Raw genomic sequence first — 26,237 nt, forward strand, 5'->3', positions numbered from 1 at the left:
CCGCCGTCAGCCGATCTTGAACTGCTGGGTCGGCGTGGTCTGGTCGATGTCGGAGGAGCGGACCTGCACCGACACCACCCAGGTGCCCGCCAGCGGGAGCTGCGCGGTCCCGCTCCAGCGGCCGGTGCCCTCGGGGGTGAGCGCGACCGGCAGCGGGCCGAGGTCGCGGTCCGGCAGGGTGAAGGCCAGCTGCACCTCGGGGACGTCCACCGGCTGTCCGTCCGGGCCGTCCAGGGCGAGCTTCACCTCGTTCGGGCCGGTCCGGGCCGGGTTGAGGGTGACGGTCGCGGTGCCCTTGGCGTTCGGCGTCCGGCCCTTGGTGTCGTACGGGAGCTTGAGCTCGACGGTGCGGCCGGGCTCGGTCTGCGGGGCCGGTGCGGCCCCGCCGGCGGCCGGCGCGGCGGCCCCGGCCGTGACCTCGCTCGCCACCCGCCCGGGCGGGGAGTTGGTGAGCATCGTGGTGACCACCAGCACCGCCACCGCGACCAGCGCCTCGACCAGCACCGAGCGGCGCAGCCCGGCCCGGGTCGGGGTGAGCCCGCGGTCGCGCCCGGCGCTCTCCCGGGCGGCCCGCTGGCGGGCCAGCTGGGCCCGGCGGACCGGGTCCTCGCCGTGGGCCGCGACGCCGACCGGCTCCGGCACCTCGGCCGGTTCGGTCTCGGCGCGTTCGACCTCGGCGGCCTCGGCCGGTGCCGACCGCAGCCGGGCCAGCCAGGAGCGGGACATCCACGCGACGCCGAGCATCACGGCCACGCAGCCGCTCTTCACCAGCAGCAGCCGCCCGTACTCGGTGCCGGTCAGCGCGCCCCAGCTGCCCAGGCCGCGCCAGGACTGGTAGATCCCGGTCGCGGCCAGGACGGCCACCGAGGCGAAGGCGATCCGGGAGAAGCGGTCCACCACCTCGGCGCCGACGCCCTCGCGCAGCCCGACCAGCAGCGCGGCCAGCCCGCCCAGCCAGAGCGCCATCGCGATCAGGTGCAGGATGCCGAGCGGCAGCGCCAGCCAGACCTGGATGCCCACCGAGGCGTGGTCGGCGCCGACCCAGGTCGCCGCGAGGGCGACCGCCAGCACCAGCCCGGCCACGCCGAGGCCGAGCCGGGCCTCCCGCTGCGGCCGTTCGGCGGCCCGCAGCTCCAGCGCGCGCAGCTCGGCGGCTTCGGGGTCCCCGTCCCCGACGGCACCGCCGTCGTCCTCGGCGGGCTTCGCGGGGAGCGGCCGCGGCGGTTGCCCCAGCTGCCCGACCAGCAGCGACAGGAACACCCCGCCCGCCGCGAGCAGCAGCAGCCGGGCGGCCAGCGCGGTGCCGATCCGCTCGTCCAGGGTGGCGCGCACCAGCGACAGGTCGAGGGCCTGCCCGACGCCCGAGCCGCGTTCGTACGGGCCGCGCAGCATCAGCACCGCGACGGTGGAGACCAGCAGCGCCGTCCAGCCGGTCATCAGCAGCCGCTGCACCGGGCGCCGGGCGGTGCCGGCCGGCCAGCAGATCAGTACGAAGGCGGCGACGCCGGCCAGCAGCGCGAAGGCCGCGTAGGCGACGGTGCGCCCGGTCCCGTACAGCGCGGCGACCAGGCCGTCGGCCTTGGCGCCCTGCAGCGCGGTGGCCGACACCGAGGTGTCCGAGGGCGCGCCGATGGAGAAGGTGAACGCCCCGCCGACCGGGTGCGAGTCGTCCGAGACGGCCCGCCAGGCGACGGTGTACGTGCCGTTGGCGAGGCCGCCCTTCAGCCCGACCCGGGCGGTGTTGCCCTTGCCGTCGGCGTGCCCCGGGTCGCCGGTGTCCACGGCCTTGCCGGCCGGGTCGAGCACCCGGACGGAGTCCGAGGAGAGCGAGACGGACTCGCTGAAGGTCAGCGTCACCGCCTGCGGCGCGGTGGCGACCACCGAGTTCTGCCGCGGGTCGGTGGAGTCCAGGGTGGCGTGGGCGGAGGCCGGTCCGGCGCCCGCGAGCATCAGCGCGAGCAGCGCGCCGAGCACTCCGAGCACCCCGGCGATCCGGCGGTGCGAGGCCTTCTCCAGGCCGGCCGACTGCATGGTGGCGGTCCCCTTAACTCTGGCCGGGGCGGTAGGTGAGCTCCTTGACCGGCACCTTGACCGAGATGGTGCCGGACTTGGCGAAGGTGAGGTCGAGCTCCAGCTCGTCGCCGAGGGCGGGGGCCTTCTGCCAGCCCATGATCATGAGGTGGGTGCCGCCGCGGGCGAACTGCAGCGCGCCGTGCGCGGGCACGTCCAGACTGGCGACCTGCTCCATGCTGGACGGGGTCGAGCGGTGCATGGTGACCGATTCGGCGCCCGGGCTGCTCACCTTGACCAGCTCGTCCTGCCCGCCGTCGTTGCGGACGGTCAGGTAGCCGGCCGCCATGCCGCCGGCCGGGGGCAGCGGGATGTAGGAGTCGGCGACGCTGAGCCTGGCCGGCCCGGCGGCGGCACCGTCCTGGCCGCCCGTCCCGCAGGCGGCCAGGAGGGCGCCGCCGCCGAGGACGGTGGCCAGCACCGCGCCGGTGAGGGCCGTCCGCCGGAAGCGCGTCCCGGTCACCATCACGCCGCGACCCCCTTGGCGAGCAGCGGCAGGTCGTGCTCGTAGGTCTTCTCCTCGGTGCCGCTCATGTAGAGCACGTGCGCCTTGTCGTCCGAGGGGAGGAAGGCCAGCACCTGCGCGCCGTGGGTCGAGGTGACCGTGCCGTCCGGGTTGACCACCGGGTCCTCGATCATGATGCCGAGCGACTTGGCGGCGGTCTTCACCTTGGCCAGGTCGCCGGTGAGGCCTATGAAGTCGCTGCCCATCGAGTCCAGCCAGGTGCGCAGCACCTTGGGGGTGTCGCGCTGCGGGTCGGTGGAGACGAAGACGACGTTGACCTTCTGCCGGTCCTCCGCGGGGAGCGCCTTCATCGCGACCCCGATGTCGCCCATGGTGGTCGGGCAGACGTCCGGGCAGCTGGTGTACCCGAAGAACAGCAGGGTGGCCTTGCCGTTGGTCTGCTGCCGCAGGTCGTACGGCCGGCCGGAGGTGTCGGTCAGCTGGAGGTCCGGCTTCTCGAAGTTCTTGGCCAGCTTGGTGCCCTGGTACGGGGTGTCCTCCTTCTGCCGGGTGACCTTCGCGGCGTCGGAGCCGCCGCCGGAGGAGCCGCAGGCGGACAGCGTCAGGGCGGCGGCCAGCGCGAGGGCGGCCGCGCCGGCCAGACGGGTGGTGCGGGTGGTGCGGGACATGCGGGGATCCGATCCGATCGTGCGCGGTGGACCGCCGGCGGGGCCGTACCGGGGTGCGGGTACGGCCCCGCCGGGGCTGGGGTCAGGAGGCGGAGCCGGCGTTCTTGCGGCGCAGGCCGAGCACGCCGACGGCGGTGCCGATCACGCCGACCACGATGCCGACCACGCCGAGGGTGCGGGCGGTGGAGTCGCTCGCCTTGCCACCGCCGTCGGAGGAGGCGGCGTGGTCCGAGCTGTCCCCGTGGGCGGCGACGGTCGGGGAGGCGGCGGCGCCGTGGCTGTCGCCGTGGCCGTCGCCGCCCTCGGCCTTGGTGAGCTTCAGGACGGGCGCGGGCTTGGCCGGCTCGGGCTGGCCGTCCTTGGACTCGTCGATCCAGCGGACGACGTCGCCGTTGTCGTAGGTCTGCAGGGCCTTGAAGACCATGCTGTCCGTGTCGGTCGGCAGCGGGCCGAGCGAGACCCGGAACTCCTGGAACTGGCCGGGGGCGATCTTGGTGCCGGCGTCGGCGGTCCAGGTGATCTTGGAGACGGCCTCGTTGACGTCGTTGCCGTGCACCTTGATCGGCTTGTCGAGCTTCGACTTCTCGACCGTGGCGGTCCAGCCCGGCAGCGGCAGGGTCCGGACCGAGGCCAGCGGGTGGTCCAGCGGGAGGTTGACCTCCAGCTTCACCGTGCTCGCGGCGTCGCTCTCGTTCGGCACCCGGAAGTCGACGGCCGTGTAACCGCCCTGGGCGGCCGCACCCGGGTTCACGGTGACGTGCGCGAAGGCGGGGCCGGCCAGCGCCACCACGGAGGCGGCGGCGGTGAGGGCGACGGCGGCGAGACGGCGGGTGGGAAGGGAACGCATGATGCGGGGTCTCCGATCGGAGCTCGGTGGCAGGCCGGGACCGGGCGGCGGACGGAGCCGCGCCTCGGGGGCCGCGCGTGGGGATGTGGGGGGCAGAGCCTCGGGGCCGGACCCGGTGGTCGGGGGAACGGCCCGGACGGTGCGCACGGCCGCGACCCGGCCCGTAGACGGCCGGGAGAGGCGGATCAGTACGCGAAGGCCCCGCGCGGCGGCCCGCGCCGCACCACGCTGTGCCGCAGCACGGCACCCGCCGGGAGCGGGCTCTCCCCGCCCCTGGCGCCGAACCGGCGGACCGGACCGGCCACCCCGAACAGACCGCGCAGCAACGCGGCCACCAGCACGAACACCGACCGCAGCGGCGCCGCCCACTGCTCCCGGGCCACCGACGCGGCCACCCGCAGCAGCCGCCACAGCGCCGCCTCGCCGCGCCGCAGCCACCAGCCCGCCACCAGCGCGGCGGCCAGGTGCCCGGCCAGCATCGACGGCGTCATGCCGAGCACGCCGCCCTGCCACCAGGGCGCGGCGGCGAACGCGTGCGGATCCAGGCCCGCCGAGGAGACCAGCTGCTCCGGCGACGGGCTGCCGGGCAGACCGTCCAGCGTGCCGGGCCGGGCCTCGTTGCAGATCAGCCGGCCGGCCACCTGCGGCACGGTCAGCGGGCCGGAGCCGCCGTGGTGCATGCCCGCCATGCCCGCTGTGCCCGGCACGGAGCCGCTGAAGCCGCTGAAGCCGTGGAACAGGCAGTGCAGTCCGAGCTGCCCCGCGCCCAGCGCCCCGGCGATGGCCGCCAGCGAACGCTCCCGTCCGCCGCAGACCGCCGCCAGCGCCAGCACCGCGGCGAAACCCGCCGCCAGCGCGGTCGGCGGCACGTTCCCGCCACCGGCCAGGGCGTGCCCGGCGGCCGCTATCAGCGTGCAGACCAGCGCGAACGGGACGGCCCGGGCAAGCCGCAGGTCCCAGGCGGCGGCCCGTACCGGCTGGGCCGGTCCTGGGGCGCCCGGGAGCGGGGCGGCGGCGAGGGCAGTCATGGCCGGGCCATCCTCTCATTGCGTACGACGCCGACACGGGCAGGGTGGGAAATCCCTACGAATGCCTCTTTCGGCGGCGGCGTGCGGGTTCCGGTACGCGCCGCCCGGCACAGACCCCGTCCCCCAGTCCATCCGCCGAACGGGCGGTAGCGCCCCCCGGGCACGGTTCACCGCCGAATCGCCCGGAGATACCTAGTTGTATGTGGAGCCGCAGCCAGGAGGGACCTCCCGTGGACATCTGGTGGACTCTGCACCTCAAGCGCGACCCGGCCAGCGTCCCGCTGGCCCGGCGCATCCTGCTCGGTGCCATGGCGACCGCGGGCGTCGACCCGCAGATCGCCGACGACCTCGGCGTCGCCCTCAGCGAGGCCTGCGCCAACGCCGTCGAGCACGGTGCCGCCGGGCGGCCCGACGACGGCTTCCAGGTCACCGCCTCCATCAGCGGGGACAGGCTGCGGATCGAGGTCACCGACTCCGGCCCCGGCCTGCCCGCGCCCACCGCCCCGCCGGTCCGCCGCCCGGCCGCCGCCGCCCCGGCCCGTCCGGTCCCGAGCGGCCGGGGGCCGCACCGCTCCCGCCGGGGCCGCGCCACCGTCCCGGCCCGCGTCCTCACCGCCCACCGCCCCCGCCGCGACGGCCACCCGTACGACACCCACGTGCTGCCCTGCCGGCCCACGGCCCCCACCCTCCGCCCGGTCGACCTGGACACCCTCCCCGACCTCACCGCCGAATCCGGCCGCGGCCTCTTCCTCATCCACGCCCTCACCGACCACGTCCAGCTCCGCAACCACCCCCTGCGGGGGGCGATCGTCAGCTTCGACAAGATCCTCAAATGGCAGGACGGTGCGCTGTTGCGGGCCGCCTCCTGAGGAGCCGGGAACGCCGAAGGGGCGCGGGCCGTCGGCCCGCGCCCCTTCGGGTTACCCGTGGGGTCAGCTCTGGGCGGCCGACTTGCGGCGGCGCAGCGCGACCAGGGTGCCGGCGCCGACGGCGAGGACGGCCGCGCCGCCGAGGGCGATCGGCAGGGTGTTGGAGCTGGAGCCGGTCTCGGCCAGGTGCGGGCCGCCGGAGGGCGACGGGGCGGCGGTGCCGACCGGCGCGGTGGTGGTCGGGGCGGTGGTGGCCGCGGTGGCGTCGGCCACCTTGAAGAGGTCGTCCACGCGGTAGTCGCCGCCGTAGGACAGGCAGAGGTCCGCGGGGGCGCCCGGCACGTCCTTGCCCTCGAACGTCTCGGAGGAAGCCCCCAGCTGGGCGAAGTAGTTGCCGGTGACGGCCTTGGCGGTGGCCGCGAGCCGGACCTGGAAGGTGAGCTTCCCGCCCTTGGCGATCTTGTTCTCGCCGAGGTTCACCATCAGGTACGACGAGCTGCCCGTGACCGTGCTCGGCTCGGGAGCCTTCCACTCCCCGCCGGGCAGCTTCACCTGGATGGTGAAGGACTCCTTGCCCCAGGTGACCGGGTTGGTCACCGGGGCCTCGACCACGTCGGTGAAGAAGAAGTAGGCGCTGACCTTCTTGAGGTCGACCGGGCTGTCGTTCTCGAAGGTCACCGTGGCCTCCTGCGCGGCGCCGCCCTTGACCAGGGTGGTCTTCGCGAGGCCGCTGCCGGTGACCTTGATGTCCTTGTGCAGGTTGCTGCGGCACGGTCCGCCGCTGGGCGCCGGCACCGGCGGGGTCGGCAGGTTGGTCGGCTTGGTGGTGGCCGTCGGGGCCGGGGTGGTCGCGCCGGCGCTCGGCGAGGCCGAGGTCGGGGCCGGGGCCGACGGGGAGGCGGCGGTGGCCGTGGCGCTCGGCGGCGGGGTCGGCGTCGGGGTGACGCTGACGGCGCCGGCGGTGGCGGCGCCGACGGTGGTGCCGAGCGAGAGCGCCACCAGCGTGGACGCGGCCAGGAGGCGGGAAGTGCGCACGGTGAAAGTCCCCCACTTAGGATGAAATATGGCCGAAATCGGACGACTTGGGACCTCGGCGTAGGCCGTCGGCACTGGTCGCGACCGCGCACCCTACCCTGCCGTGGTGGCCGGATTTCGACGGGGGGAGCGTTCCCGCCCTCCGGTTGCCGGGGGTGGGAGGGGGCCGGACGATGGGGGCATGATGCACCAGATGCGAGCCGAGTACGGCGCCGGCGGTGAGGCCGAGGGGGTGCGGCTGTGGCACGTGGTCCGGGGCGAGCAGAGCGTGGCGATGTGCGGGCGGGAGCTCGATCCGGGGGCGCGGGTGCGCGAGGCGGTGGACTGGGGGAAGACCCCGGAGCTGTGCTGCCACACCTGCGGGGCGTACTTCCTGCGTGAGGCGCCGTACCTGGCGGCCGAGCACCCGTAAGCCCGTCTACTGTGCTCGGCATGGATGAACCCCTCGTCCGGCCACGGTCGTTGACCCGCGAGGCGGCCGCGCTGCGCGCGGGGGAGCCGGGGCTGCCGGAGTACGTCGACCGCCTCTGCGGGGCGGTGGAGCGGGTGGACCCGCTGATCCACGCGTTCGTTCCGGAGCCCGGGCGGCACGACCGGCTGCTGGCGCGGGCACGGGAGCTGGCCGCCCGGTACCCGGAGCCGGCCGGGCGGCCGCCGCTGTACGGGGTGGCGGTGGGGGTCAAGGACATCGTGCACGTGGACGGGCTGCCCACGCACGGCGGTTCGGCGCTGCCGCCGGGGGTGCTGGCCGGGCCGCAGGCCGCGGTGGTGGACCGGCTGCTGGCGGCGGGGGCGCTGGTCGCGGGCAAGACGGTGACCGCGGAGTTCGCCGCGACCGCCCCGGGCCCGACCCGGAACCCGCACCATCCCGGGCACACCCCGGGCGGTTCCAGCAGCGGTTCGGCGGCGGCGGTCGCGGCGGGCCTGGTGCCGCTGGCGGTCGGCACCCAGACGGTCGGCTCGGTGATCCGCCCGGCCGCGTACTGCGGGGTGGTGGGCTTCCGGCCGACGTACGGGCGGATCCCGTTCGACGGCGTGCTCCCGAACGCGCCGAGCTTCGACACCCTGGGCCTGTTCACCGCCGACCTGGCGGGCGTCGCGCTGGCGGCCCCGCTGCTCTGCGACGACTGGCGGCCGGTGCCGGAGGGCCCCGGGCCGGTGCTCGGGGTGCCGGAGGGGACGTACCTGGAGCAGGCGGAGCCGGCCGCGCTGCGCGCCTTCGAGGAGCGGCTGGACCGCTTGGCGCGGGCCGGGCTGACGGTGCGCCGGGTCGAGCTGTTCCCCGATTTCGCCGAGGTGAGGCGGCAGTTGCAGGCGATCAACCGGTTCGAGCTGGCCCGCAGTCACGCGGACTGGTTCGCCCGGTTCGGCGGCCTCTACCGGCCGGAGACGGCGGCGAGCATCCGGGTCGGCCGGGGGATCGCGCCCGAGGACCGGGCGGCGGCGCTGCTGTTCCGGGAGCGGCTGCGCGAGCGGGTGGCCCGGGCGGGCGCGGCGGCCGGGGTGGACCTGTGGCTGGCGCCCTCGGCGACCGGCGGCGCGCCGGAGGGCCTGCACAGCACGGGGGACGCGGTGATGTCGCTGCCGTGGAGCTTCCTCGGGCGCCCGGCCCTGAGCCTGCCGGCCGGGTGGACCCCGGCGGGGCTGCCGCTGGGGCTGCAGGTGGTCGGCGCGGAGGGCGGGGACGAGCTGCTGCTGGCCCAGGCGGCCGTGCTGGAGCGGGTGTTGACCGAGCCTTAGACGAGTGCCCCGGGCCGGTGGGATTCCCCGGTGCGGGCCTGTAGGTGGCGGCCGGATGGGTACTGTCGGTCGGATGGACCTCATCGAACTGCACGCACGCTCACTGGAGTTGGCCGCCGAGGTGGTGGACTCCGTACGGCCGGACCGGCTGGACCTGCCCACCCCGTGCGCGGGCTGGACGCTGCGGCACCTGCTGGAGCACGAGATCGGGCAGCGCCGGGGCTTCGCGGCGGCCGCCCGAGGGGCCGGCCCGGACCTGGCACTGTTCGCGCCCGCCCCGGTCGGCGCGGACCCGGCGGACGCCTTCCGGCGGACCGGCGCCGACCTCACCGCCGCGTTCCGGGAGGCGGCCGAGGCGGGCCGGGCGCTCTGGCTGCCGGAGATCCGGGACGGCCGTCCCTTCCCGCTGGCGCAGGCCGTCGGCTTCCACCTGCTCGACACCCTGGTGCACGGCTGGGACGTCGCCGCCGCGCTCGGTGCGCCGGACGGGCTGGTCGCGGCGGTGGAGGGCGACGAGGAACTGCTGTCCGCCCTGGTCAGGGTGACCGAGGCGGTCCCGGACACCCCGGAGGCCCGGGCACCGGGCGGCGCGTTCCGCCCGGGTCTGCCGACCGGCGGGGCCGGCCGGTTCGAGCGGGTGCTGGCGCTGCTCGGCCGCGACCCCGCCTGGAAGGCGTAGGGCCCGCCGCGCCGGGGCCGCTCAGGCCGTTCGCCGCGCCGGGGGCCGCTCAGGCCTGGTCGCGCCGCTCGTCGGGGAAGCGCGGCCCGCCGATGAAGAAGAGCAGTGCGGCGGTCGGAAAGCCGAGCGAGGCGGCCAGCACCACGATGAACTGCCAGAACATCTTCCGCTCCTCGTCAGTCGCGGGCCGTCCGGCCACCCGAAGGTGGTCCCAAACCCAACCCGCCCCGATTGGCCGAATTGTCCGGTCACTTCCCGACGGTATGGCCGAATCGCCCCGGCTGCCACCGGGCGCCGGGCCCTGGCCCGCGCCGCACCGGCGCACGGGTCTGGGCGCGGGCCGGGGGCGGCGTTCACACTGTCGGGATGCAGCTACAGCTCGCAGGGGAAGCACGGCGGCCCGACCGCGAGAGCGAGGACTTCGCGGCGGCCTCGCCGGAGGCGCTGGTCCTGCTGGACGGCGCGAGTTCGCCGGCCGGCCTGGATTCCGGGTGCCGGCACGGAACGGCCTGGTACGTGCGCCGCCTGGGCGTGCACCTGCTCGCCCGGCTCACCGACCGGGCGGACCGCTCGATCGCCGAGTGCCTGGCCGACGCCATCGTGGAGACGGCCGCGCTGCACGGCGGCCGTTGCGACCTGGCCCATCCCAACACGCCCGCGGCGATGGTGGTCGCGGCCCGACGGCACGGCGAGGCGCTGGAGTACCTGGTGCTCGGCGACTCGCTGCTGGTGCTGGAGTTCAAGGACGGCCCGCCCAAGGTGATCGGGGACAACCAGCGCTTCCCGGGCGGGGAGGGGCTGCGCCGGCAGGTCTGGTCGACCGTCCCCGGCTCGGCCGAGCGGGCGGCGCTGCACATGGAGTACGCGCTGGCCGTCCGCGCGGCCCGCAACCGGGGCAACGGCCCGTGGATCGCGGCGGCCAGCCCGCGCGCGGCCGAGCACGCCGAGACCGGCTTCGTCCGGCTGGAGCGGCTGCACGCGCTGGCCGCCCTCACCGACGGCGCCTCGCGCTACACCGAGCGCTTCGGGCTGGGCAGTTGGGGCGACGTGCTGCGGTTGCTCGCCGAGTCGGGCCCGGGCGAGCTGATCGCCCAGGTCCGGGCGGTGGAGCGGTCGGACGCCGGCTGCGAGCGCTGGCCGCGCGGCAAGACCCACGACGACGCCTCGGCCGTGTACGCGCTGTTGTAAGGGGAGAGTCGTCAGGGCCGTTGCAAGGGGAGAGCCGGACGAACGGACGGCGGGGGCGGTCACGGGTCGGGACCCGTGACCGCCCCCGCCGTCGTGCCGGAGTCCGGACCTACTTGGCGTCGGCCGGGACGGTGCCGAGCCGGCCGGCCTGGAAGTCCTCCATGGCCTGCTGGAGCTCGCGGTGGCTGTTCATCACGAACGGCCCGTACCAGGCGACCGGCTCGCGGATCGGGAGGCCGCCGAGCAGCACGACCTCGAAGTTGGCGTTGCGGGAGTCCTGGCTCTCGTCGGCGCGGATGGTGAGGGAGTCACCGTCGCCGAACAGGACCGCCTGGCCCATGTGGAACGGGCGGCGCTCCTGGCCCGCCGAGCCCTTGCCCGCCAGACCGTACGCCAGGGCGTTGAAGTCGGAGCGCCAGGGCAGGGTGATCTGGGCGCCGGGGCTGATCGAGGCGTGGATCATGGTGATCGGGGTGTGGGTGGCACCGGGGCCCTGGTGGCCGTCGAGCTCGCCGGCGATGACGCGCAGCAGGGCGCCGCCGTCGTCGGTGCTGAGAAGCTTGACGCTGCCGCCGCGGATGTCCTGGTACTTCGGGGCGATCATCTTGTCCGAGGCGGGCAGGTTCACCCACAGCTGGAGGCCGTGGAAGAGTCCACCGGACATCACCAGCGACTCCGGCGGGGTCTCGATGTGCAGCAGACCGGAGCCGGCCGTCATCCACTGGGTGTCGCCGTCGGTGATGACACCACCGCCGCCGTGCGAGTCCTGGTGGATGAACGTTCCGTCGATACTTGGTGTCGATCTTGGCGAAGGCCCGGCGGACGGGGAAGCCCTCGCCCTCGTAGCCCTCGGGGGCGGTGACCACGGTCCGAACCGGCCGGGCGCTCGTGACGGCGGGGTCCGGCGTGGTGACGCGCGGGAGGGCCTCCTTCGAGGGGGTGTCTGCGGCCTACGTGCACGAGGTTAGTTCAATTCTCAACAACAAGCAAGTTGAAAGTTGAACTATATGGGGACGGAGAAGCGCGGGGCTCCTCTCTCCAGTGTGGCCCGGCCGCCCACGGGGCACCGGCCGACGGCCGCGAGGCGGTCGTCAGCCGTACATCCGGCGCATGGTGAAGTCGACCATCTGCTCGACGGCCTTGGCGTCGAACACCATCCGGTGCTCGCCCTCCATGTCCAGCGCGAAGCCGTAGCCGGTCGGCAGCAGGTCCAGGACCTCGGCGCCGGTGACGGTGAAGTGCTTGGAGTCCTTGCCGGCGTAGCGGCGCAGCTCCTTGAGCGAGCTGAACATCGGGATCACCGGCGTCGGGGTGTTGTGCAGCGCGAGGAAGCCGGGGCGTTCGCCGCGCGGGCAGTGCACCTTCGAGGTGATGAAGATGGCCTGGAAGTCCTCGACCGCCATCGACCCGGTGGTGAAGGCCCGGACGGCGTCCGCCAGTGACGGCGGGGAGGGTTCGGGATAGAGCGACTGCTGGTTCGCCTGCGACTGCGCGCCGTAGGCGTCCGGTCCGGGCATGCCGTTCATGCCCGGCTGCGGTCCCGCCTGCTGCTGGTAGGGGTCGCCCGGGTATGCGTTCTGGTCATATCCGTACACACGGACAGGCTAGCGGGAGCGCACCCGCCCGCGCTGGCGCGGATCCTGACAAGGAGTGGTCGCCCGGACTGTGGGACGTGACCACGTTCATAGCGGATTCACCGCCGAGGGCTTGCCCAAGTTACCGCTGGGTAGCATCATGATGCCTACTGGTGGGTACGGGACGCCCGAACGCGGCGGTCTCCCGGAAGCGACGAACCGGAGAAAACGGCCATGGGTCACTACAAGTCCAACCTGCGGGACGTGGAGTTCAACCTCTTCGAGGTGTTCGGTCGCGAGCAGGTCTACGGCACCGGACCGTTCGCGGACATGGACGTCGAGACCGCGAAGAACATCCTGAGCGAGATCGCGCGCCTGGCCGAGAACGACCTCGCCGCTTCCTTCACGGACACCGACCGCAACCCGCCGGTCTTCGACCCGGAGACCAACACCGCGCCGATCCCGGCCACCTTCAAGAAGAGCTACCAGACCTTCATGGACGCCGAGTGGTGGCGTCTGGGCATCCCGGAGTCGATCGGCGGCCAGGTCACCCCGAACTCGCTGATCTGGGCCTTCGCCGAGCAGATCCTGGGCTCGAACCCGGCCATCTGGATGTACTCCTCCGGCCCGGCCTTCGCCGGCGTCATCGCCGAGGAGGGCACCGAGGAGCAGCTCGAGGTCGCCAAGCGGATGACCGACCGCCTGTGGGGCTCCACCATGGTCCTCACCGAGCCCGACGCGGGCTCCGACGTGGGCGCCGGCCGCACCAAGGCGATCCAGCAGGAGGACGGCTCCTGGCACATCGAGGGTGTGAAGCGCTTCATCACCTCGGGCGAGCACGACATGTCCGAGAACATCATCCACATGGTGCTGGCCCGCCCCGAGGGCGGCAAGCCGGGCACCAAGGGCCTGGGCCTCTTCATCGTCCCGAAGTTCGACTTCGACTGGGAGACCGGCGAGCTCGGCGAGCGCAACGGCGTCTACGCCACCAACGTCGAGCACAAGATGGGCCTCAAGGCCTCGAACACCTGCGAGATGACCTTCGGTGCCAAGCACCCGGCCAAGGGCTGGCTGCTCGGCGAGAAGGTCGACGGCATCCGCCAGATGTTCAAGATCATCGAGTTCGCCCGCATGATGGTCGGCACGAAGGCCATCGCCACCCTCTCCACCGGCTACCTGAACGCGCTGGAGTACGCCAAGGAGCGCGTGCAGGGCGCCGACATCTCGCAGTTCCTGGACAAGAGCGCCCCGCGCGTCACCATCACCCACCACCCGGACGTGCGCCGCTCGCTGCTGACCCAGAAGGCCTACGCCGAGGGCATGCGCGCGCTGGTGCTGTTCACCGCGTCCACCCAGGACGACATGATGGCCGCCAAGCTGCGCGGCGAGCGCGACGAGGCCGCCGAGCGCCTGAACGACCTGCTGCTGCCGATCGTCAAGGGCTACGGCTCGGAGAAGTCCTACGAGCAGCTCGCCCAGTCCCTGCAGACCTTCGGTGGCTCCGGCTACCTGCAGGAGTACCCGATCGAGCAGTACATCCGGGACGCCAAGATCGACACCCTGTACGAGGGCACCACCGCCATCCAGGGCCAGGACTTCTTCTTCCGCAAGATCGTCAAGGACGGCGGCCAGGCGCTCACCGCGCTGTCCGAGCAGATCCAGAAGTTCATCGGCTCCGCCGCCGGCGGCGACGCCCTGGCCGCCGAGCGCGAGCTGCTCGCCAAGGCCGCCGGTGACCTGGAGGCCATCATCGGCAAGCTCCTGGCCGACCTCTCCTCGGTCGAGCAGGACGTCAAGAACATGTACAAGGTGGGCCTCAACACCACCCGCCTGCTGATGGTCTCCGGCGACGTCGTCGTCGGCTGGCTGCTGCTGCGCCAGGCCGCGGTGGCCCTGGCCAAGCTGGAGGCGGGCGCCTCGGAGAAGGACGTCCCCTTCTACCAGGGCAAGGTCGCGGCGGCCCGCTTCTTCGCCAAGAACGTCCTGCCGACCGTCACGCCGCAGCGCGTGATCGCCGAGGGCATCGACAACGAGATCATGGAGCTGGCGGAGGAGGCCTTCTAAGGCCCGCTGCTCCTCCTGACCGCCTGACGAAACCCTCACACCGAAGGGCCCGGCTGCCACCGGGCCCTTCGGTGTCCTCCCGTGCTGTTCCGTGCTCTCCCGTGCTTTTCCATGGCGTTGCGTGGTGTTCCGTGGCGTTTCCGGAGCGCTGCCGGATCGCCCGTCCGCCGCCCCGGCAGGCGGTGCCCGACCAGGGCTGATCCGCCGTCCGGGCGGCGTGTGTCGCGGGTGGTTCACGGTTGTGTCCGGGTTGAGAGCTTCCGAATGCCCTGTCCGTGTACGGGCATATGCTCAAGGTGCGAAGCCGACTCCCCATCCGGCTTCGGCCCTCCCTCGACCCAGGAGCAGTATGTCGACCGCCGCCCGCCAGGCATTCTTCGACCGGACGCACAGCGACGATCTGATCGCGTTCCTCGGCACCTCGCCGTCCCCGTACCACGCGGTCGCGAGCGCCGCGGAGCGGCTGGAGAAGGCGGGCTTCCGGCAGGTCGCCGAGACGGACGCCTGGGACGGCGCCGCCGGCGGACGCTACCTGATCCGCGGCGGCGCGCTGATCGCCTGGTACCTGCCGGAGGGGGCGGGCCCCGAGACCCCGTTCCGGATCGTCGGCACCCACACCGACTCGCCCAACCTGCGGGTCAAGCCGCTGCCGGACACCGGCTCGGCCGGCTGGCGCCAGGTCGCGGTGGAGATCTACGGCGGCGTGCCGCTGAACACCTGGCTGGACCGGGACCTCGGCATCTCCGGCAGACTCGCGCTCAAGGACGGAACGGCGCGGCTCGTCCAGCTGGACGAGCCGCTGCTGCGCGTGCCGCAGCTCGCCATCCACCTGGACCGCCAGGTCAACGACGGCATGAAGCTCGACAAGCAGCGCCACCTCACCCCGATCTGGGGCCTCGGCCCGGTCGACGAGGGCGCGCTGATCGCCTACGTCGCCGAGCGGGCCGGCCTGGCCGCCGACGACGTGGTCGGCTGGGACCTCATGACGCACGACGTCCAGCCCGCCTCTTACCTGGGCCGGGACCGCGAGTTGCTGGCCGGCCCGCGCCTGGACAACCTGCTCTCGGTGCACGCGGCCACCGCCGCGCTGGCCGCCGTCGCCTCGGCCGAGGGCGCCGCCGGCCTGCCGTACATCCCGGTGCTGGCCGCCTTCGACCACGAGGAGACCGGCAGCGAGTCCGACACCGGCGCGCAGAGCCCGCTGCTCGGCAACGTCCTGGACCGCACGATCCACGCGCGCGGCGGCACCACCGAGGACCGCGCCCGGGCCCTCGCCGGCACCGTCTGCCTCTCCTCGGACATGGGCCACGCCGTCCACCCGAACTACACCGAGCGGCACGAGCCGGGCCACCACCCGATGCCGAACGGCGGGCCGATCCTCAAGGTCAACGTCAACAACCGCTACGCCACCGACGGCGTCGGCCGGGCGGTCTTCGCGGCCGCCTGCGAGCGGGCGGGCGTGCCCTGGCAGAGCTTCGTCTCCAACAACGCGATGCCCTGCGGTACGACCATCGGCCCGATCACGGCGGCGCGCCTCGGCATCAAGACGGTCGACTGCGGCATCGCGGCGCTGTCCATGCACTCGGCCCGCGAGCTGTGCGGCGCGGAGGACCCGTACCTGCTGGCCAGCGCGCTGAAGGCGTTCCTGGAGGGCTGAGGCCTCGGCCCGACGCGACGGGCGCGCCGTTACGGGCCTGACGCGACGGGGCCCGGCGGACGAACGGTCGTCCGCCGGGCCCCGTCGTTATCGCGGGCCGCGGGGGCTACTCCATCCCGGCCAGGACCAGCGGCAGCCGGCGGGCGCCGTCGGCGACCAGCTTCACCGGCACGCCCCAGTCCTGCTGGTGCACGTGGCAGGCCGGGTACTCGATCTCCGGGTCGTCGTCGCAGGAGGCCGCCATCGCCGAGACGTGTAGCACGCCCTCGGTGACCTCGTCGGAGAGCACCAGCTCGCGGGAGAGGTCGCTGTCCGCGCCCGCGCCGGAGACCAGCAGCTCGGGCGGGGTCGAGCTGACCAGCAGCCGGGTGGACGGGCCGTAGCGCTCGTCCAGCTTCTGGCCGCTCGGCGCCGAGAAGACCACGTCCAGCCGGAAGGCGCCCGGCGCGACCTCGGTGGCCGCGCGCTGGGTGCGGTGCGCCACCGACTCGACCCGGACCGCCTCCTCCGGGAGCCGCAGCCTGGTCAGCCGGTGCCGGGCCGACTCGACCACCACGATGTCCTCGTCCACCAGCACCGCCCCGGAGGGCTCGCGCAGATCGGTGGCCAGCGTGCTGACCTCGCCGGTCGCCGGGTCGTAGCGGCGCAGCGCGTGGTTGTAGGTGTCGCTGACGGCCACCGAGCCGTCCGGCAGCACGGTGACGCCCAGCGGGTGCTGGAACAGCGCCTGCTCGGCGGCGCCGTCCCGGTGGCCGAAGTCGAACAGGCCGGTGCCGACGGCGGTGGTGACCGCCCCTGTTTCACGTGAAACCGAGCGCAGCGCGGAGGTCTCGGAGTCGGCGACCCAGAGCCGCTCGCCGTCCGCGGAGACCGCCAGACCGGACGGCTGGGCGAACCAGGCCTCGGCGGCCGGCCCGTCCACCAGGCCCTCGTTGGTGGTGCCGGCCGCGACGCCGACCATGCCGGTCGCCGGGTCGTACGCCCACAGCTGGTGCACGCCCGCCATCGCGATCCACACCCGGCCGTCGAACCAGGCGACGTCCCACGGCGAGGACAGGTCCACCTCGCGGGCCGGCCCCTCGGTGGCCGAGCCCTGCCACCACTGGCGGCCGGTGCCGGCCAGGGTGGTCACGCTGCCGTCCGCCAGCCGCAGGCCGCGCAGGGCGTGGTTGACGGTGTCGGCGACGACCACGTCGTACTCCGAGCCCTCCGGCAGCAGCGCGAGGCCCTGCGGCTCGCTGAACCGGGGGCTGGTGCCGTCCACCAGACCGCGCTCCCCGTCACCGATCCGGCGCACCACCGTCTCGCCGTCCTCGGCCAGCTCGACCAGCGAGTGGTGGCCGGAGTCGGCGACCAGGAAGTGGCCGTTCGGCAGCCGGACGGCCTTGCCCGGGAACTTGAGGTCCCCCGCGGTCGGCTCCGGCGCCACGTACGGGCCGTCGCCGCGGCGCAGCGTGCCCTTCGCGGCGTGCTCGGCCTCCAGCTCCTCCACCAGCCGGGCGATCGCGTGGGCGTGCCCCTCACCTGCGTGCTGGGCGACCACGTAGCCCTCCGGGTCGATCACCACCAGCGTCGGCCAGGCCCGTACGGCGTACTGCTTCCAGGTGACCAGCGCCGGGTCGTCCAGCACCGGGTGGTGCACCTCGTACCGGGCGACGGCGTCCACCACGGCCTGGTGGTCGGCCTCGTGCACGAACTTCGGCGAGTGCACCCCGACGATCACCACGGTGTCGCGGTGCTTCTCCTCCAGCTCCCGGAGCTCGTCCAGGACGTGCAGACAGTTGATGCAGCAGAAGGTCCAGAAATCCAGGATGGTGATCTTGCCCCGGAAGTCGGCGAGCGTGAGCTCCTTGCCGCCGGTGTTCAGCCAACCGCCTGCCCCGACCAGCTCGGGGGCGCGTACACGTGCACGAGATGCCATAACCCCATCAAACCGCACGCCCGGTGTCCGCATTCCTGGCGTACCGGGTTCCTGACGTACCGGGTTCCTGACGTACCGGGTTCCTGGCGTACCGGGTTCAGAAGGTCGGTGTGCGGGCCTCGCTCAGCTCGACGATCTCGCGGGCCGTACGGAGGGAGGTCCCGGCCCAGCCGAGCAGGGCCTTGGTGACCATGATCGCGGGGATCATGCCCACCCCGCGCTCGGCCAGCAGCGACTGGACCGCGGCCATCCCCTCGTCCGCGAGCACCGGGTGGCACTCCTCGACCAGGGTGGTCAGCCGGGCGGCGTGCTCGGCGGTCAGACCGGCGACGTTCGGGAAGAAGTCCGGCCGGGTGAGGTCGGCCTGCCAGCGGGTCTCGCCGTCCTGGGTACGGGCGGTGGGGCGCAGGCCGAGGGTGCGGGCGACGGCGGCGGAGGCGCGGTGGTCCGGGTGGATGTGGGCGACGGCCGTGGTGACGCCGGCGGCGGTCAGGTGGTCGAGCAGGGCGCGGGCGGCCTCGACGGCCAGGCCGCGGCGCTGCCACAGGGTGCCGACCACCCAGGCCAGCTCGGTCTCCTCGGGGCCGACGGTGGCCTGCACATAGCCGGTGAGGACGCCGTCGGCGCGCAGCCGCAGCACCCAGTTGCCCCACCGCTCGGCCGGGTCGGGGGAGCCCGCGGCCAGCCGGGCGCAGCGGGCGCGCATCTCCTCCGCCGTGGCCGGGCGGCCGCCGGTGAAGGCGTGCAGGGCCGGGTCGGCGAGCGCGGCCGCCAGCTCCTCGGCGTGCCCGGGGGCGATCGGCAGCAGGTCCAGGCGCTCGCTGCGCAGCGGGGCGGTGGTGGGGTCGGGGCGCATGGCGGTATTGAACGCCACCGGGGGCGGCCGCGCGACGGGCTTTCCCTCGGGTGGGCGGCGGCGGTGGTTGGTAGCGGTGCTCCGGGGCGGTGCTCGGCGGCGATGCTTCGTGGCGGTGCTTTTCGGCGGGTGGGGGCTCGGGGTCGAATGGGGGTCGACGCCAACACGGAGGAGGTCCCGCGGTGCGGTATCTGGTCAGGGAGAAGCTGTTCGCGATCGGCGACGACTACTGGATCGAGGACGACCGGGGGCACAAGGCCTACCTGGTGGACGGCAAGGTGCTGCGGCTGCGGCACACCTTCGAGCTGCGGGACGCCCAGGACCGGGTGGTCGCGGTGGTGAAGGAGAAGATGCTCACCGTCCGCGACGCGATGAAGATCGAGGACGCCGACGGCGAGGTGATCGCGACCGTCCGGGAGAAGCTGTTCACCCCGTTCCGCGACAAGTACCTGGTGGACCTGGCCTCCGGCGGCGAGCTGAAGATCCACGGCAACCTGATCGACAAGGACTACCGGATCGAGGACGACCACGGCGACGAGCTGGCCCGGATCAGCCGCAAGTGGTTCCGGATTCGGGACACCTACGGGGTGGAGATCGCCGACGGCGCGGACACCGGCCTGCTGCTGGCCGTCGCGGCCTGCGTCGACCACCTGACGCACGAGGAGGACTGACCCGTCCCCGGATTCCGGATCCCGGTCCCGCTCTCACCCGCGTGGGGTATCTTTTGCCAACCCTTGACCAGGCCGGTCGAGGGGCCCTGACCAGCCGGTCGGGGTGCACGGCGAGAGTGGACCGGGGGCTGGAACCACGATGAACGACATCCTGCACGGGCTCGGCGCGGCAGCGGCGTACGGCGCCCTCGGGGTGGTGCTGCTGCTCCTCGGCGTCGGCCTGGTGGACCTGCTGACGCCCGGCAGGCTCGGCCACCAGATCTGGGTCGAGCGCAACCGCAACGCCGCCGTCCTGCTGAGCTCCGCACTGCTCGGCATCGGCGGCATCGTCTTCACCGCGATCGTCTACACCTACGCCGACTTCGCCAAGGGCCTTGTCTCGACGGCCTGTTACGGCGTGCTCGGACTGGTGCTGATGGCCGTCGCCTTCTGGCTGGTGGACCTGCTGACGCCGGGCAAGCTCGGCGCGATCCTGGTCGAGCCGGAGCCGCACCCGGCGGTGTGGGTGTCGGCCAGCTGCAACATCGCGGTGGCCGCGGTGGTCTCGGCCGCGATCGCCTGACGCGCGTCACGACCGGGTGGGCGCCTCACGCCGGGTGGGGCGCGCCGCCCAGGACGTGCTCCCGGCCCCACGCGCCCAGCGGCCCCAGCGCCGCGTTGAGGTGCCGCCCCACCTCGGTCAGCGTGTACTCGACCCGGGGCGGGACCTCGTCGTACGCCTCCCGGTGCACGATGCCGTCCGTCTCCAGCTCGCGCAGGTGCGCGGCCAGCACCTTCTCGGTGATCCCCGGCACCTGGCGGCGCAGTTCGCCGAACCGGCAGCTCCCGTGCTCGTCCAGCGCCCAGAGGATCAGCACCTTCCACTTGCCGCCGATCACGTCCATCGCGGCGTCGATCCCGCAGACGTACGCCCCCGGCCTCGGCACGGTCGCCATGCCCACCCCTCCCGACGCTCCGACCTGGATACTGACCCCAGGGTAACCACCCACTTCGAAGTGCGTACTTGATCGTTTCCGGGGGCGGCGCGGAGGCTGATTCCCGTGACGAACAACCGTGTTGAGAACGCAGCCGAGAACGTGACCGAGAACCCGCCCACCCCGCTGACCCTGCTCGGACTCGGCGCCATGGGCGCCGCCCTGGCCGGGGCCTGGCTCACCGCCGGGCACCCGCTGACCGTCTGGAACCGCACCGCCGCCCGCGCCGACGCGCTCGTCGGCCGCGGCGCCGTCGTCGCCGCCACCGCCGCCGAGGCCGTCGCGGCGAACCGCCTGGTCGTCGTCTGCCTGCTCGACGACGACTCCGTGGCCGAGGCGCTGGCCGACGTCGACCTGACCGGCAAGGACCTGGTCAACCTGGTCACCAGCACCCCCGACCAGGCCCGCGCCCGCGCCGCCTGGGCCGAACGGCGCGGCGCCCGCTACCTGGACGGCGGCATCATGGCCGTCCCGCCGATGATCGGCGTCCCGGCGGCCGGACCGTACGTCTTCTACAGCGGCTCGCCCGCGCTGTTCGAGGAGCACCGGACGGCCCTCGCCGCCCCGGCCGGCACCCGCTACGTGGGCGAGGACGCCGGGTACGCGGCCCTGCACGACGTGGCGCTGCTCAGCGCGATGTACGGCATGTTCGCCGGCGTCTCGCACGCCTTCGCGCTGGTCCGCGGCGAGGCGGTCGCGCCGGGCGACCTCGCGCCGCTGCTCAGCGACTACGTCACCGCGATGACCGGGTTCATCGCCGGCACCGCGGCGCGGCTGGAGAGCGGCGACTACACCAAGGGCGTGGTGTCCAACCTGGCGATGCAGGTGGCCGGCAAGGGCACCCTGCTGCGCACCGCCGAGGAGCAGGGCGTGAGCGCCGAGCTGCTGGAACCCTACTTCCGGCTGATGGAGCGTCGGCTGGAGGTCGGCAGCGGCGAGGAGGACCTCACCGGGGTCGTCGACCTGCTGCGACGGTGAGGGCCGGCCGGTAACGTACCGGCATGGCAGACCTAGAAGAACGCGCCGACGTCGTCGCGTCCGGCTCTCGACAGGCCCGGGCGGGAGTGCTGGTCAGACCGCGCCGCGGCGACGACCTCGCCGACTGCGTCCGGGTGCTGGGCGACGTCCACCGCGCCGACGGCTACCCCGCCGACTGGCCCGACCGCCCCGCCGACTGGCTCACCCCGGGCGGCCTGCTCGCCGCCTGGGTCGCCGAGTCCGAGGGCCGGCTCACCGGACACGTCGGCCTCGCCCGCAGCGCCCCGGACGACCTCGCCCCCGCCCTGTGGAGCCACCGCACCGGCGGCCGTCCGGAGCTCACCGCCGTGATCGGCCGGCTCTACGTCGCCCCCGGGGCGCGCGGCCACCACATCGGCGCGCGACTCCTCGCGGACGCCGTGGCGCACGCGCGGGCGCTCGGCCTGCACCCCGTCCTCGACGTCCTGGCCACCGACACCGCGGCCGTGGCCCTCTACCGCCGCCTCGGCTGGACCCACCTCGGCAGCGGCGACCAGCGCTGGCCCTCCGGCCGCACCGTCACCGTCCACTGCTTCGCCGCCCCCCGGGGATAGCACCGGCCCCGGCCTTCCCGCCCGCCCGGCCACCCCGGCCGGGCGGGCGCGCTCCCACGGGTCGTCGCCGCCGACCCGGTCGTCGGAGCCGTAGAAGGCGTCGGCCTCGGCCCGCAGCTGCGCCCCGTCGACCGTGGGTGCGCTCTGCCACGTGCGGTGCAGCTCGTCCACGGGGACGAATCGTCGGCGGTTGCTCATCGGCCGGTCGCTCATCGGCCGGACCTCGGCGATCTCGGTTCCGTTGCGGGTGATGCGGTAGATCTCGCCGGCTTCGACGTCGTCGAGGACGGCCTCGGACCGCGCCGCGAGTTCGCGCCGCGTGATGGTCTTCATGGCGTCAGTGTGGTGCGCCGCATCGCCTCGTGCCGTGCCGTTCGCCCCGGATCCCTCGCGTGGGGGAGCGGGATCGTCGTGGGGGCTGAGGCCGGGGGCGGGTGGGGCGGGTGAGCCTGGGGCCATGGTGAAGCGCGGGTGGGTGCGGGACGGGCGGGCGGTGGCCGGGTGGGGCGTCGGCTACGCGGGGTTCGGGCTGGGGTGCGCGGGCAGTGGGACGGCGCTGTTCGGTGCCGGCTGGCTGGGGTGGGTGGTGGCCGGGGTGGGGCTGGCGGCGGCCGGGTCCGGGTGGGCGGCGGGGCGGCCGCGGGTGTCGGCGGGGCTGCGGCGGAGCCTGTGGGGGTTGTGCGGGCTGACCGTGGTGGCGGCCTGGGGCCTGCTGATGGACACGGTGACGCTGCTGTTCGGGCAGGCGGTGGACAGCGTCCCCGACACGGTGCTCCGGGTGCTGGCGGCGGTCGGGGCGGTGCTGCTGGCCGGTGCCGCCCGGGGCGAGCGGCCGGGCGGCCGGGCGAGGCGAACGGCGCCGGCCCCCTCGGCGGCCCCGGCCACCGTCCAACTCGCGGCCTGGGCAGGCACCTTGGCCTTCCTGCCGTACGTCGTGATGAAGCTGATCTGGGCGCTCGGCGGCAGCTTCGCCGGGATCAGCGGCGACCGGATGTACGCCGACTACGTGCGCAACGGCTCCTCCGGGCTCTGGCTGGCCCTGGAGCGCTGGGGGCTGGACGGCACCGTGCTGCTCGCGGCGGTCGGGGTGTTCCTGCTGTGGGGGCTGGTCCGGCCGTGGGGGCAGGTCTTCCCGCGCTGGACCCTGCCGCTGCGCGGCCGCCGCGTCCCGCGCTGGCTGCCGCTCACCCCGGCGCTGTTGGGCGCGGCCACCCTGGCGCCGTACGGGCTGGTCGGGATCGGCTACCTGGCGCTGTGCACGACCGGGGTGATCCGGATCAGGGCGGGCGAGCTCGCCACGGCCGAGCAGGCGCTGCAGATCTCCTGGGTGGGGATGTTCGCGTTCGCCGGGTACGGGGTCGCGCTGGTGGTGGCGACCCGCTCGTACTGGCGGCGCACCGGCGGGTGAGCGGCAGCTGTTTGCTGGGGTGGCAACAAAGCTTGCCGTTGTTTCGCGGTCGGACGCAGCCTGGCGGTGGAGGATCTCGGACGGGCGGTCGCCGCCCACCGCGCGTCCGGCGCCGGGGTGCCCGCCTGAGGCGGCAGGCTTTCGTCAACCACGAACGGAGACAAGGGACATGACCTCTCACCACCACCACCAGCAGCAGCACGGCGCCGGCCACCAGCACGGGCACGGCCACGTCCCGGCCGCCGACTTCGACTGGGACGCGCTCGCCGCGCACCTGGAGCACGAGGCCGACCTGCGCGCCGACGCCGTCACCGAGGCCGCCCGCTGGCTGTCCGGCCTGTACGGCGCCGGGGCGAGCGGGACGGGCGTCGCGGACGGCACGAGCGGCACGGACCGTACGGACGGCGCGGCCGCCGGCGTGCGGCGGGTCCTCGACGTCGGCAGCGGACCGGGGGTGATCGCCGAACTGCTGGCCGGGGTCTTCCCGGCCGCCGAGGTGGTGGCCGTCGACCAGTCGGCCGCCCTGCTGGAGCGCGCCCGGACCCGCTCGGGCGGTCGGCTCGGCACCCAACAGGCCGATCTGCCCGCCGAGTTCGACAAGCTCGGCGAGGCCGACCTGATCTGGTCCGGCAACGCGATCCACCACCTGGGCGACCAGCAGGCCGCGCTCACCTCGCTCGCCGGGGTGCTGCGGCCGGGCGGCCTGCTCGCGGTCGCCGAACGCGGCCTGGCGACGCGCTTCCTGCCGCGCGACTTCGGCCTCGGCCGGCCCGGCTTCCAGGCCCGGCTGGACGCGGTCCACGAGGACGGCTTCAGCACCATGCGGGCCGAACTGCCGGGCAGCACCGAGGAGATCGAGGACTGGCCGGCCATGCTGGAACGGGCCGGCCTGACCCCGAGCGGCACCCGTACCTTCCTGGTCGACCGCCCCGCGCCGCTGGACCGCGGCACCCGCGAGTACCTGCGCACCCAGCTCAGCCGGCTGCACGACCAGCTCGCCGACAGCCTCCGGCCGGAGGACCGCGGCACCCTCGAAGCCCTGCTCGACGAGGACGCCCCCACCGGCATCCTCCACCGCCGGGACGCCTTCTACCTCTCCGCGATGACCGTCCACACGGCCCGCAAGGCCTGAGTCACCGCACCCGGCCCGGCGGCCGAGGCCGCCTCGGCCGTGGGGCCGACGTGGGGCCCCGGTGGTCAGAGGGTGTGGCCGAGGGTGCTGAGCAGGGTGGCGATGGCCGCCTCGTCGCGGCGGTAGTGGGTCCACTTGCCGATGCGGGTGGCGCGGACCAGCCCGGCCCGCTGGAGTTCGGCGAGGTAGGCGGAGACGGTGGACTGGGCCAGTCCGGCCTTGGCCTGGATGTGGCTGACGCAGACGCCGACCTCGTGCGGGTCGGCGATCGCGCCGTCCAGCGGGAAGTGGCGTTCGGGGTCGCGCAGCCAGGTCAGCAGCTGCAGTCGCGTCGGGTTCGCGATCGCCCGCAGGGCGGTGACCAGGTCGGCATCCATGTCAGGAAGGGTACCGGCGGTGGTGCGGGGCCCGGGGTCCCGGAGCGGCGCTCAGACCAGGGCCTCGGCCAGCCGGCGCCAGTGCGGGAGGGCGGAGCCGCCGGGCGGGGTGCCGATGACCTGGACGGCGACGTGGTCCGCGCCGGCCGCCAGCTGGCCGTGGAGCTTCGCGGCGACGGTGTCGAGGTCGCCCCAGTACACCAGGTCGTCCACCAGCCGGTCGCTGCCGGCGTCGGCGAAGTCCTCGTCGGTGTAGCCGAGCCGGCGGAACTTGGCGGCGTTGTACGGGGACGCGAGGTACGGCGCCAGGTGCTCGCGGGCGGTGGTGCGGGCGATCTCGGGGTCGGCTTCGAGCAGGACGGCGTGCTCGACCGCGAGCAGGGCGTCCGGGCCGAGGATCTCCCGGGCCTGCGCGGTGTGCGCGGTGGTGACGTGGTACGTGTGGGCGCCGAGCGAGCGGTCGCGGGCGAGTTCGAGCATCTTCGGGCCGTACCCGGCGAGGACCCGTCGGACCGGGGCGGCCGGGGCCGGGTTGTGGGGGTCGGCGTCGAGGGCGTCGAGCTCGTCCAGGTACCCGGCCATCACGGCGAGCGGCTTGACCCCGGGCCGGGCGAGGCCGCCGTAGCCGAGACCGAGCAGGTGGCGGTCCGGGTGGGCGTCGGAGAGGAGCAGTGCGGCGCCGTGGGTGCGGCGGGCCTCGCGGCCCCAGACCTGGGCGATGCCGTTGGCGATCCGGATCCGCCGGGTGGCGGAGAGCAGCAGGGCGGCGTGGGTGAAGGCCTCGCGCCCGATGCCCTCGGGGACCCAGAGCGCGGGCCAGCCGAGCTCCTCCAACTCCTGGGCGTGGTCCCTGATCCGGCTCGCGCGCAGGCCTTCGAAGTCGAAGGTGTAGATCCCGAACCGGCCCAGCCCCAGGCTCTCGACGTCACTCACGCGGCTCCCCTTCCGTCGTCCGTCCGACCCGAAGCGTCGAACGTATCGAACTATCGCAGATTTACGATGTGACGCGCAACGGAGAACCGCCCGGGAAGCCCGACTCCCGGGCCGCCCCGGCAGCCCGACTTCCGGGATACCGTCGGAACATGACAGTCGGTGAGCAGCGCTTCGTCGTGGTGACGACCACCCACGAGAGCGAGGAACTGGCGCGGGCCCTGGCGTCCGCCGTGGTCCGGGAGCGCCTGGCGGCCTGCGCCCAGGTGTACCCCGTCCGGTCGGTGTACTGGTGGGAGGGCGAGGTGCGGGACGCCGAGGAGTGGCGGATCGACCTCAAGACCCGGGCCGAACTCGCGGACCGGCTGGGCGCGTTCGTCGCCGAGCGGCACTCCTACGAGACGCCCGAGGTGATCGCCGTGCCGGTGGTGGCCGGCAGCCCCGGCTACCTGGACTGGGTGGCCGGGGAGACCGCTCGATAGCGAGCGGGGCCCGGGGGATCGCCTCCCCGG

26 protein-coding genes and 1 pseudogene are annotated in these 26,237 nt (G+C 74.1%); 14 read left to right on the forward strand and 13 right to left on the reverse strand.

The window, feature by feature from the left end; translation table 11 throughout:
• Positions 1 to 6: 6 nt before the first annotated feature.
• From IE332_RS02665 to IE332_RS02685, 5 genes are all read right to left on the reverse strand, one after another.
• The gene (locus IE332_RS02665; protein WP_189913388.1) at positions 7 to 2,031 is read right to left on the reverse strand and encodes a copper resistance CopC/CopD family protein; all 2,025 of its coding nucleotides are present in this window, start codon (positions 2,029 to 2,031) and stop codon (positions 7 to 9) included.
• A gap of 13 nt (positions 2,032 to 2,044) precedes the next feature.
• Positions 2,045 to 2,536 (reverse strand): copper chaperone PCu(A)C, encoded by a 492-nt coding sequence (locus IE332_RS02670; RefSeq protein ID WP_189913389.1) that lies wholly within the window; start codon positions 2,534 to 2,536, stop codon positions 2,045 to 2,047.
• Positions 2,536 to 3,204, reverse strand: a complete 669-nt coding sequence (locus IE332_RS02675) for an SCO family protein (protein ID WP_189913390.1) — start codon at positions 3,202 to 3,204, stop codon at positions 2,536 to 2,538. Before IE332_RS02675 ends, IE332_RS02670 begins: the two co-directional genes overlap by 1 nt.
• Positions 3,205 to 3,286: 82 nt before the next feature.
• Positions 3,287 to 4,051 (reverse strand): YcnI family copper-binding membrane protein, encoded by a 765-nt coding sequence (locus IE332_RS02680; RefSeq protein ID WP_189913391.1) that lies wholly within the window; start codon positions 4,049 to 4,051, stop codon positions 3,287 to 3,289.
• A 185-nt stretch (positions 4,052 to 4,236) separates the two neighbouring features.
• Positions 4,237 to 5,079 carry a hypothetical protein gene (locus IE332_RS02685; RefSeq protein ID WP_229928235.1) on the reverse strand — a complete coding sequence of 281 codons (843 nt, stop codon included), beginning with the start codon at positions 5,077 to 5,079 and terminating at the stop codon, positions 4,237 to 4,239.
• A gap of 230 nt (positions 5,080 to 5,309) precedes the next feature.
• On the opposite strand from IE332_RS02685, the gene IE332_RS02690 reads away from it, so the two are divergent.
• Positions 5,310 to 5,948, forward strand: a complete 639-nt coding sequence (locus tag IE332_RS02690) for an ATP-binding protein (RefSeq protein ID WP_189913392.1) — start codon at positions 5,310 to 5,312, stop codon at positions 5,946 to 5,948.
• Between the two features lie 63 nt (positions 5,949 to 6,011).
• Here IE332_RS02690 and IE332_RS42160 read toward each other — a convergent pair whose 3' ends face one another.
• Entirely contained in the window at positions 6,012 to 6,983 is a 972-nt protein-coding gene (locus IE332_RS42160) for an LAETG motif-containing sortase-dependent surface protein (RefSeq protein ID WP_308437515.1), read from the reverse strand.
• 181 nt (positions 6,984 to 7,164) lie between these two features.
• Here IE332_RS42160 and IE332_RS02700 point away from each other — a divergent pair, with 181 nt between their 5' ends.
• The 4 genes from IE332_RS02700 (at position 7,165) to IE332_RS02715 (ending at position 10,590) form a co-directional block, all read left to right on the forward strand.
• Positions 7,165 to 7,395, forward strand: coding sequence for a hypothetical protein (locus IE332_RS02700; RefSeq protein ID WP_189913393.1), 231 nt, complete (start codon positions 7,165 to 7,167; stop codon positions 7,393 to 7,395).
• 20 nt (positions 7,396 to 7,415) lie between these two features.
• Entirely contained in the window at positions 7,416 to 8,723 is a 1,308-nt protein-coding gene (locus tag IE332_RS02705; protein WP_189913394.1) for an amidase, read from the forward strand.
• Positions 8,724 to 8,796: 73 nt separating this feature from the next.
• The gene (locus tag IE332_RS02710) at positions 8,797 to 9,402 is read left to right on the forward strand and encodes a TIGR03086 family metal-binding protein (RefSeq protein ID WP_189913395.1); all 606 of its coding nucleotides are present in this window, start codon (positions 8,797 to 8,799) and stop codon (positions 9,400 to 9,402) included.
• A gap of 366 nt (positions 9,403 to 9,768) precedes the next feature.
• A complete protein-coding gene (locus IE332_RS02715) occupies positions 9,769 to 10,590 on the forward strand; it encodes a protein phosphatase 2C domain-containing protein (RefSeq protein ID WP_189913396.1) in 822 nt (273 codons plus the stop codon).
• Between the two features lie 109 nt (positions 10,591 to 10,699).
• On the opposite strand, the pseudogene IE332_RS02720 reads toward IE332_RS02715, so the two are convergent.
• Both IE332_RS02720 and IE332_RS02725 read right to left on the reverse strand, forming a co-directional pair.
• A pseudogene (locus IE332_RS02720) lies at positions 10,700 to 11,456 on the reverse strand (pirin family protein).
• Between the two features lie 225 nt (positions 11,457 to 11,681).
• The gene (locus IE332_RS02725) at positions 11,682 to 12,185 is read right to left on the reverse strand and encodes an SseB family protein (RefSeq protein ID WP_373313668.1); all 504 of its coding nucleotides are present in this window, start codon (positions 12,183 to 12,185) and stop codon (positions 11,682 to 11,684) included.
• Between the two features lie 213 nt (positions 12,186 to 12,398).
• Here IE332_RS02725 and IE332_RS02730 point away from each other — a divergent pair, with 213 nt between their 5' ends.
• Together IE332_RS02730 and IE332_RS02735 are read left to right on the forward strand one after the other, a co-directional pair.
• Positions 12,399 to 14,228: an acyl-CoA dehydrogenase gene (locus tag IE332_RS02730; RefSeq protein ID WP_189913397.1), complete on the forward strand. Its 1,830-nt coding sequence runs from the start codon at positions 12,399 to 12,401 to the stop codon at positions 14,226 to 14,228.
• Positions 14,229 to 14,577: 349 nt separating this feature from the next.
• Positions 14,578 to 15,885 (forward strand): M18 family aminopeptidase, encoded by a 1,308-nt coding sequence (locus tag IE332_RS02735; RefSeq protein WP_189913398.1) that lies wholly within the window; start codon positions 14,578 to 14,580, stop codon positions 15,883 to 15,885.
• A 106-nt stretch (positions 15,886 to 15,991) separates the two neighbouring features.
• Here IE332_RS02735 and IE332_RS02740 read toward each other — a convergent pair whose 3' ends face one another.
• A complete protein-coding gene (locus IE332_RS02740; protein ID WP_189913399.1) occupies positions 15,992 to 17,806 on the reverse strand; it encodes an NHL domain-containing thioredoxin family protein in 1,815 nt (604 codons plus the stop codon).
• Between the two features lie 97 nt (positions 17,807 to 17,903).
• The gene (locus IE332_RS42165; RefSeq protein WP_189913400.1) at positions 17,904 to 18,662 is read right to left on the reverse strand and encodes a GNAT family N-acetyltransferase; all 759 of its coding nucleotides are present in this window, start codon (positions 18,660 to 18,662) and stop codon (positions 17,904 to 17,906) included.
• 182 nt (positions 18,663 to 18,844) lie between these two features.
• Between IE332_RS42165 and IE332_RS02750 the strand changes: the two genes are divergently transcribed.
• A complete protein-coding gene (locus IE332_RS02750) occupies positions 18,845 to 19,333 on the forward strand; it encodes an LURP-one-related/scramblase family protein (protein WP_189913401.1) in 489 nt (162 codons plus the stop codon).
• A gap of 139 nt (positions 19,334 to 19,472) precedes the next feature.
• On the forward strand, positions 19,473 to 19,895 hold the full coding sequence (locus tag IE332_RS02755; protein WP_189913402.1) for a DUF350 domain-containing protein: 423 nt from the start codon (positions 19,473 to 19,475) through the stop codon (positions 19,893 to 19,895).
• 25 nt (positions 19,896 to 19,920) lie between these two features.
• Here the strand turns inward: IE332_RS02755 and IE332_RS02760 are convergent, their stop codons facing one another.
• Positions 19,921 to 20,268 carry a winged helix-turn-helix transcriptional regulator gene (locus IE332_RS02760; RefSeq protein WP_189913403.1) on the reverse strand — a complete coding sequence of 116 codons (348 nt, stop codon included), beginning with the start codon at positions 20,266 to 20,268 and terminating at the stop codon, positions 19,921 to 19,923.
• Positions 20,269 to 20,409: 141 nt separating this feature from the next.
• Between IE332_RS02760 and IE332_RS02765 the strand changes: the two genes are divergently transcribed.
• The 4 genes from IE332_RS02765 to IE332_RS02780 all read left to right on the forward strand — a co-directional run bounded on the left by IE332_RS02765 (position 20,410) and on the right by IE332_RS02780 (position 24,418).
• Positions 20,410 to 21,285, forward strand: a complete 876-nt coding sequence (locus IE332_RS02765; protein ID WP_189913562.1) for an imine reductase family protein — start codon at positions 20,410 to 20,412, stop codon at positions 21,283 to 21,285.
• Between the two features lie 23 nt (positions 21,286 to 21,308).
• A complete protein-coding gene (locus tag IE332_RS02770; RefSeq protein WP_189913404.1) occupies positions 21,309 to 21,878 on the forward strand; it encodes a GNAT family N-acetyltransferase in 570 nt (189 codons plus the stop codon).
• Between the two features lie 457 nt (positions 21,879 to 22,335).
• Positions 22,336 to 23,286 carry a hypothetical protein gene (locus IE332_RS40585; protein WP_229928236.1) on the forward strand — a complete coding sequence of 317 codons (951 nt, stop codon included), beginning with the start codon at positions 22,336 to 22,338 and terminating at the stop codon, positions 23,284 to 23,286.
• Between the two features lie 169 nt (positions 23,287 to 23,455).
• On the forward strand, positions 23,456 to 24,418 hold the full coding sequence (locus IE332_RS02780; RefSeq protein ID WP_189913405.1) for a class I SAM-dependent methyltransferase: 963 nt from the start codon (positions 23,456 to 23,458) through the stop codon (positions 24,416 to 24,418).
• 65 nt (positions 24,419 to 24,483) lie between these two features.
• Here IE332_RS02780 and IE332_RS02785 read toward each other — a convergent pair whose 3' ends face one another.
• Complete coding sequence (locus IE332_RS02785; protein WP_189913406.1) at positions 24,484 to 24,795, reverse strand: ArsR/SmtB family transcription factor; 312 nt, start codon at positions 24,793 to 24,795, stop codon at positions 24,484 to 24,486.
• 51 nt (positions 24,796 to 24,846) lie between these two features.
• On the reverse strand, positions 24,847 to 25,728 hold the full coding sequence (locus IE332_RS02790; RefSeq protein ID WP_229928237.1) for a TIGR03620 family F420-dependent LLM class oxidoreductase: 882 nt from the start codon (positions 25,726 to 25,728) through the stop codon (positions 24,847 to 24,849).
• A 149-nt stretch (positions 25,729 to 25,877) separates the two neighbouring features.
• On the opposite strand from IE332_RS02790, the gene cutA reads away from it, so the two are divergent.
• Complete coding sequence (cutA, locus tag IE332_RS02795) at positions 25,878 to 26,207, forward strand: divalent-cation tolerance protein CutA (RefSeq protein WP_189913407.1); 330 nt, start codon at positions 25,878 to 25,880, stop codon at positions 26,205 to 26,207.
• Positions 26,208 to 26,237: the final 30 nt, after the last annotated feature.

This window comes from Kitasatospora xanthocidica (assembly GCF_014656195.1).
Taxonomy (GTDB): domain Bacteria; phylum Actinomycetota; class Actinomycetes; order Streptomycetales; family Streptomycetaceae; genus Kitasatospora; species Kitasatospora xanthocidica.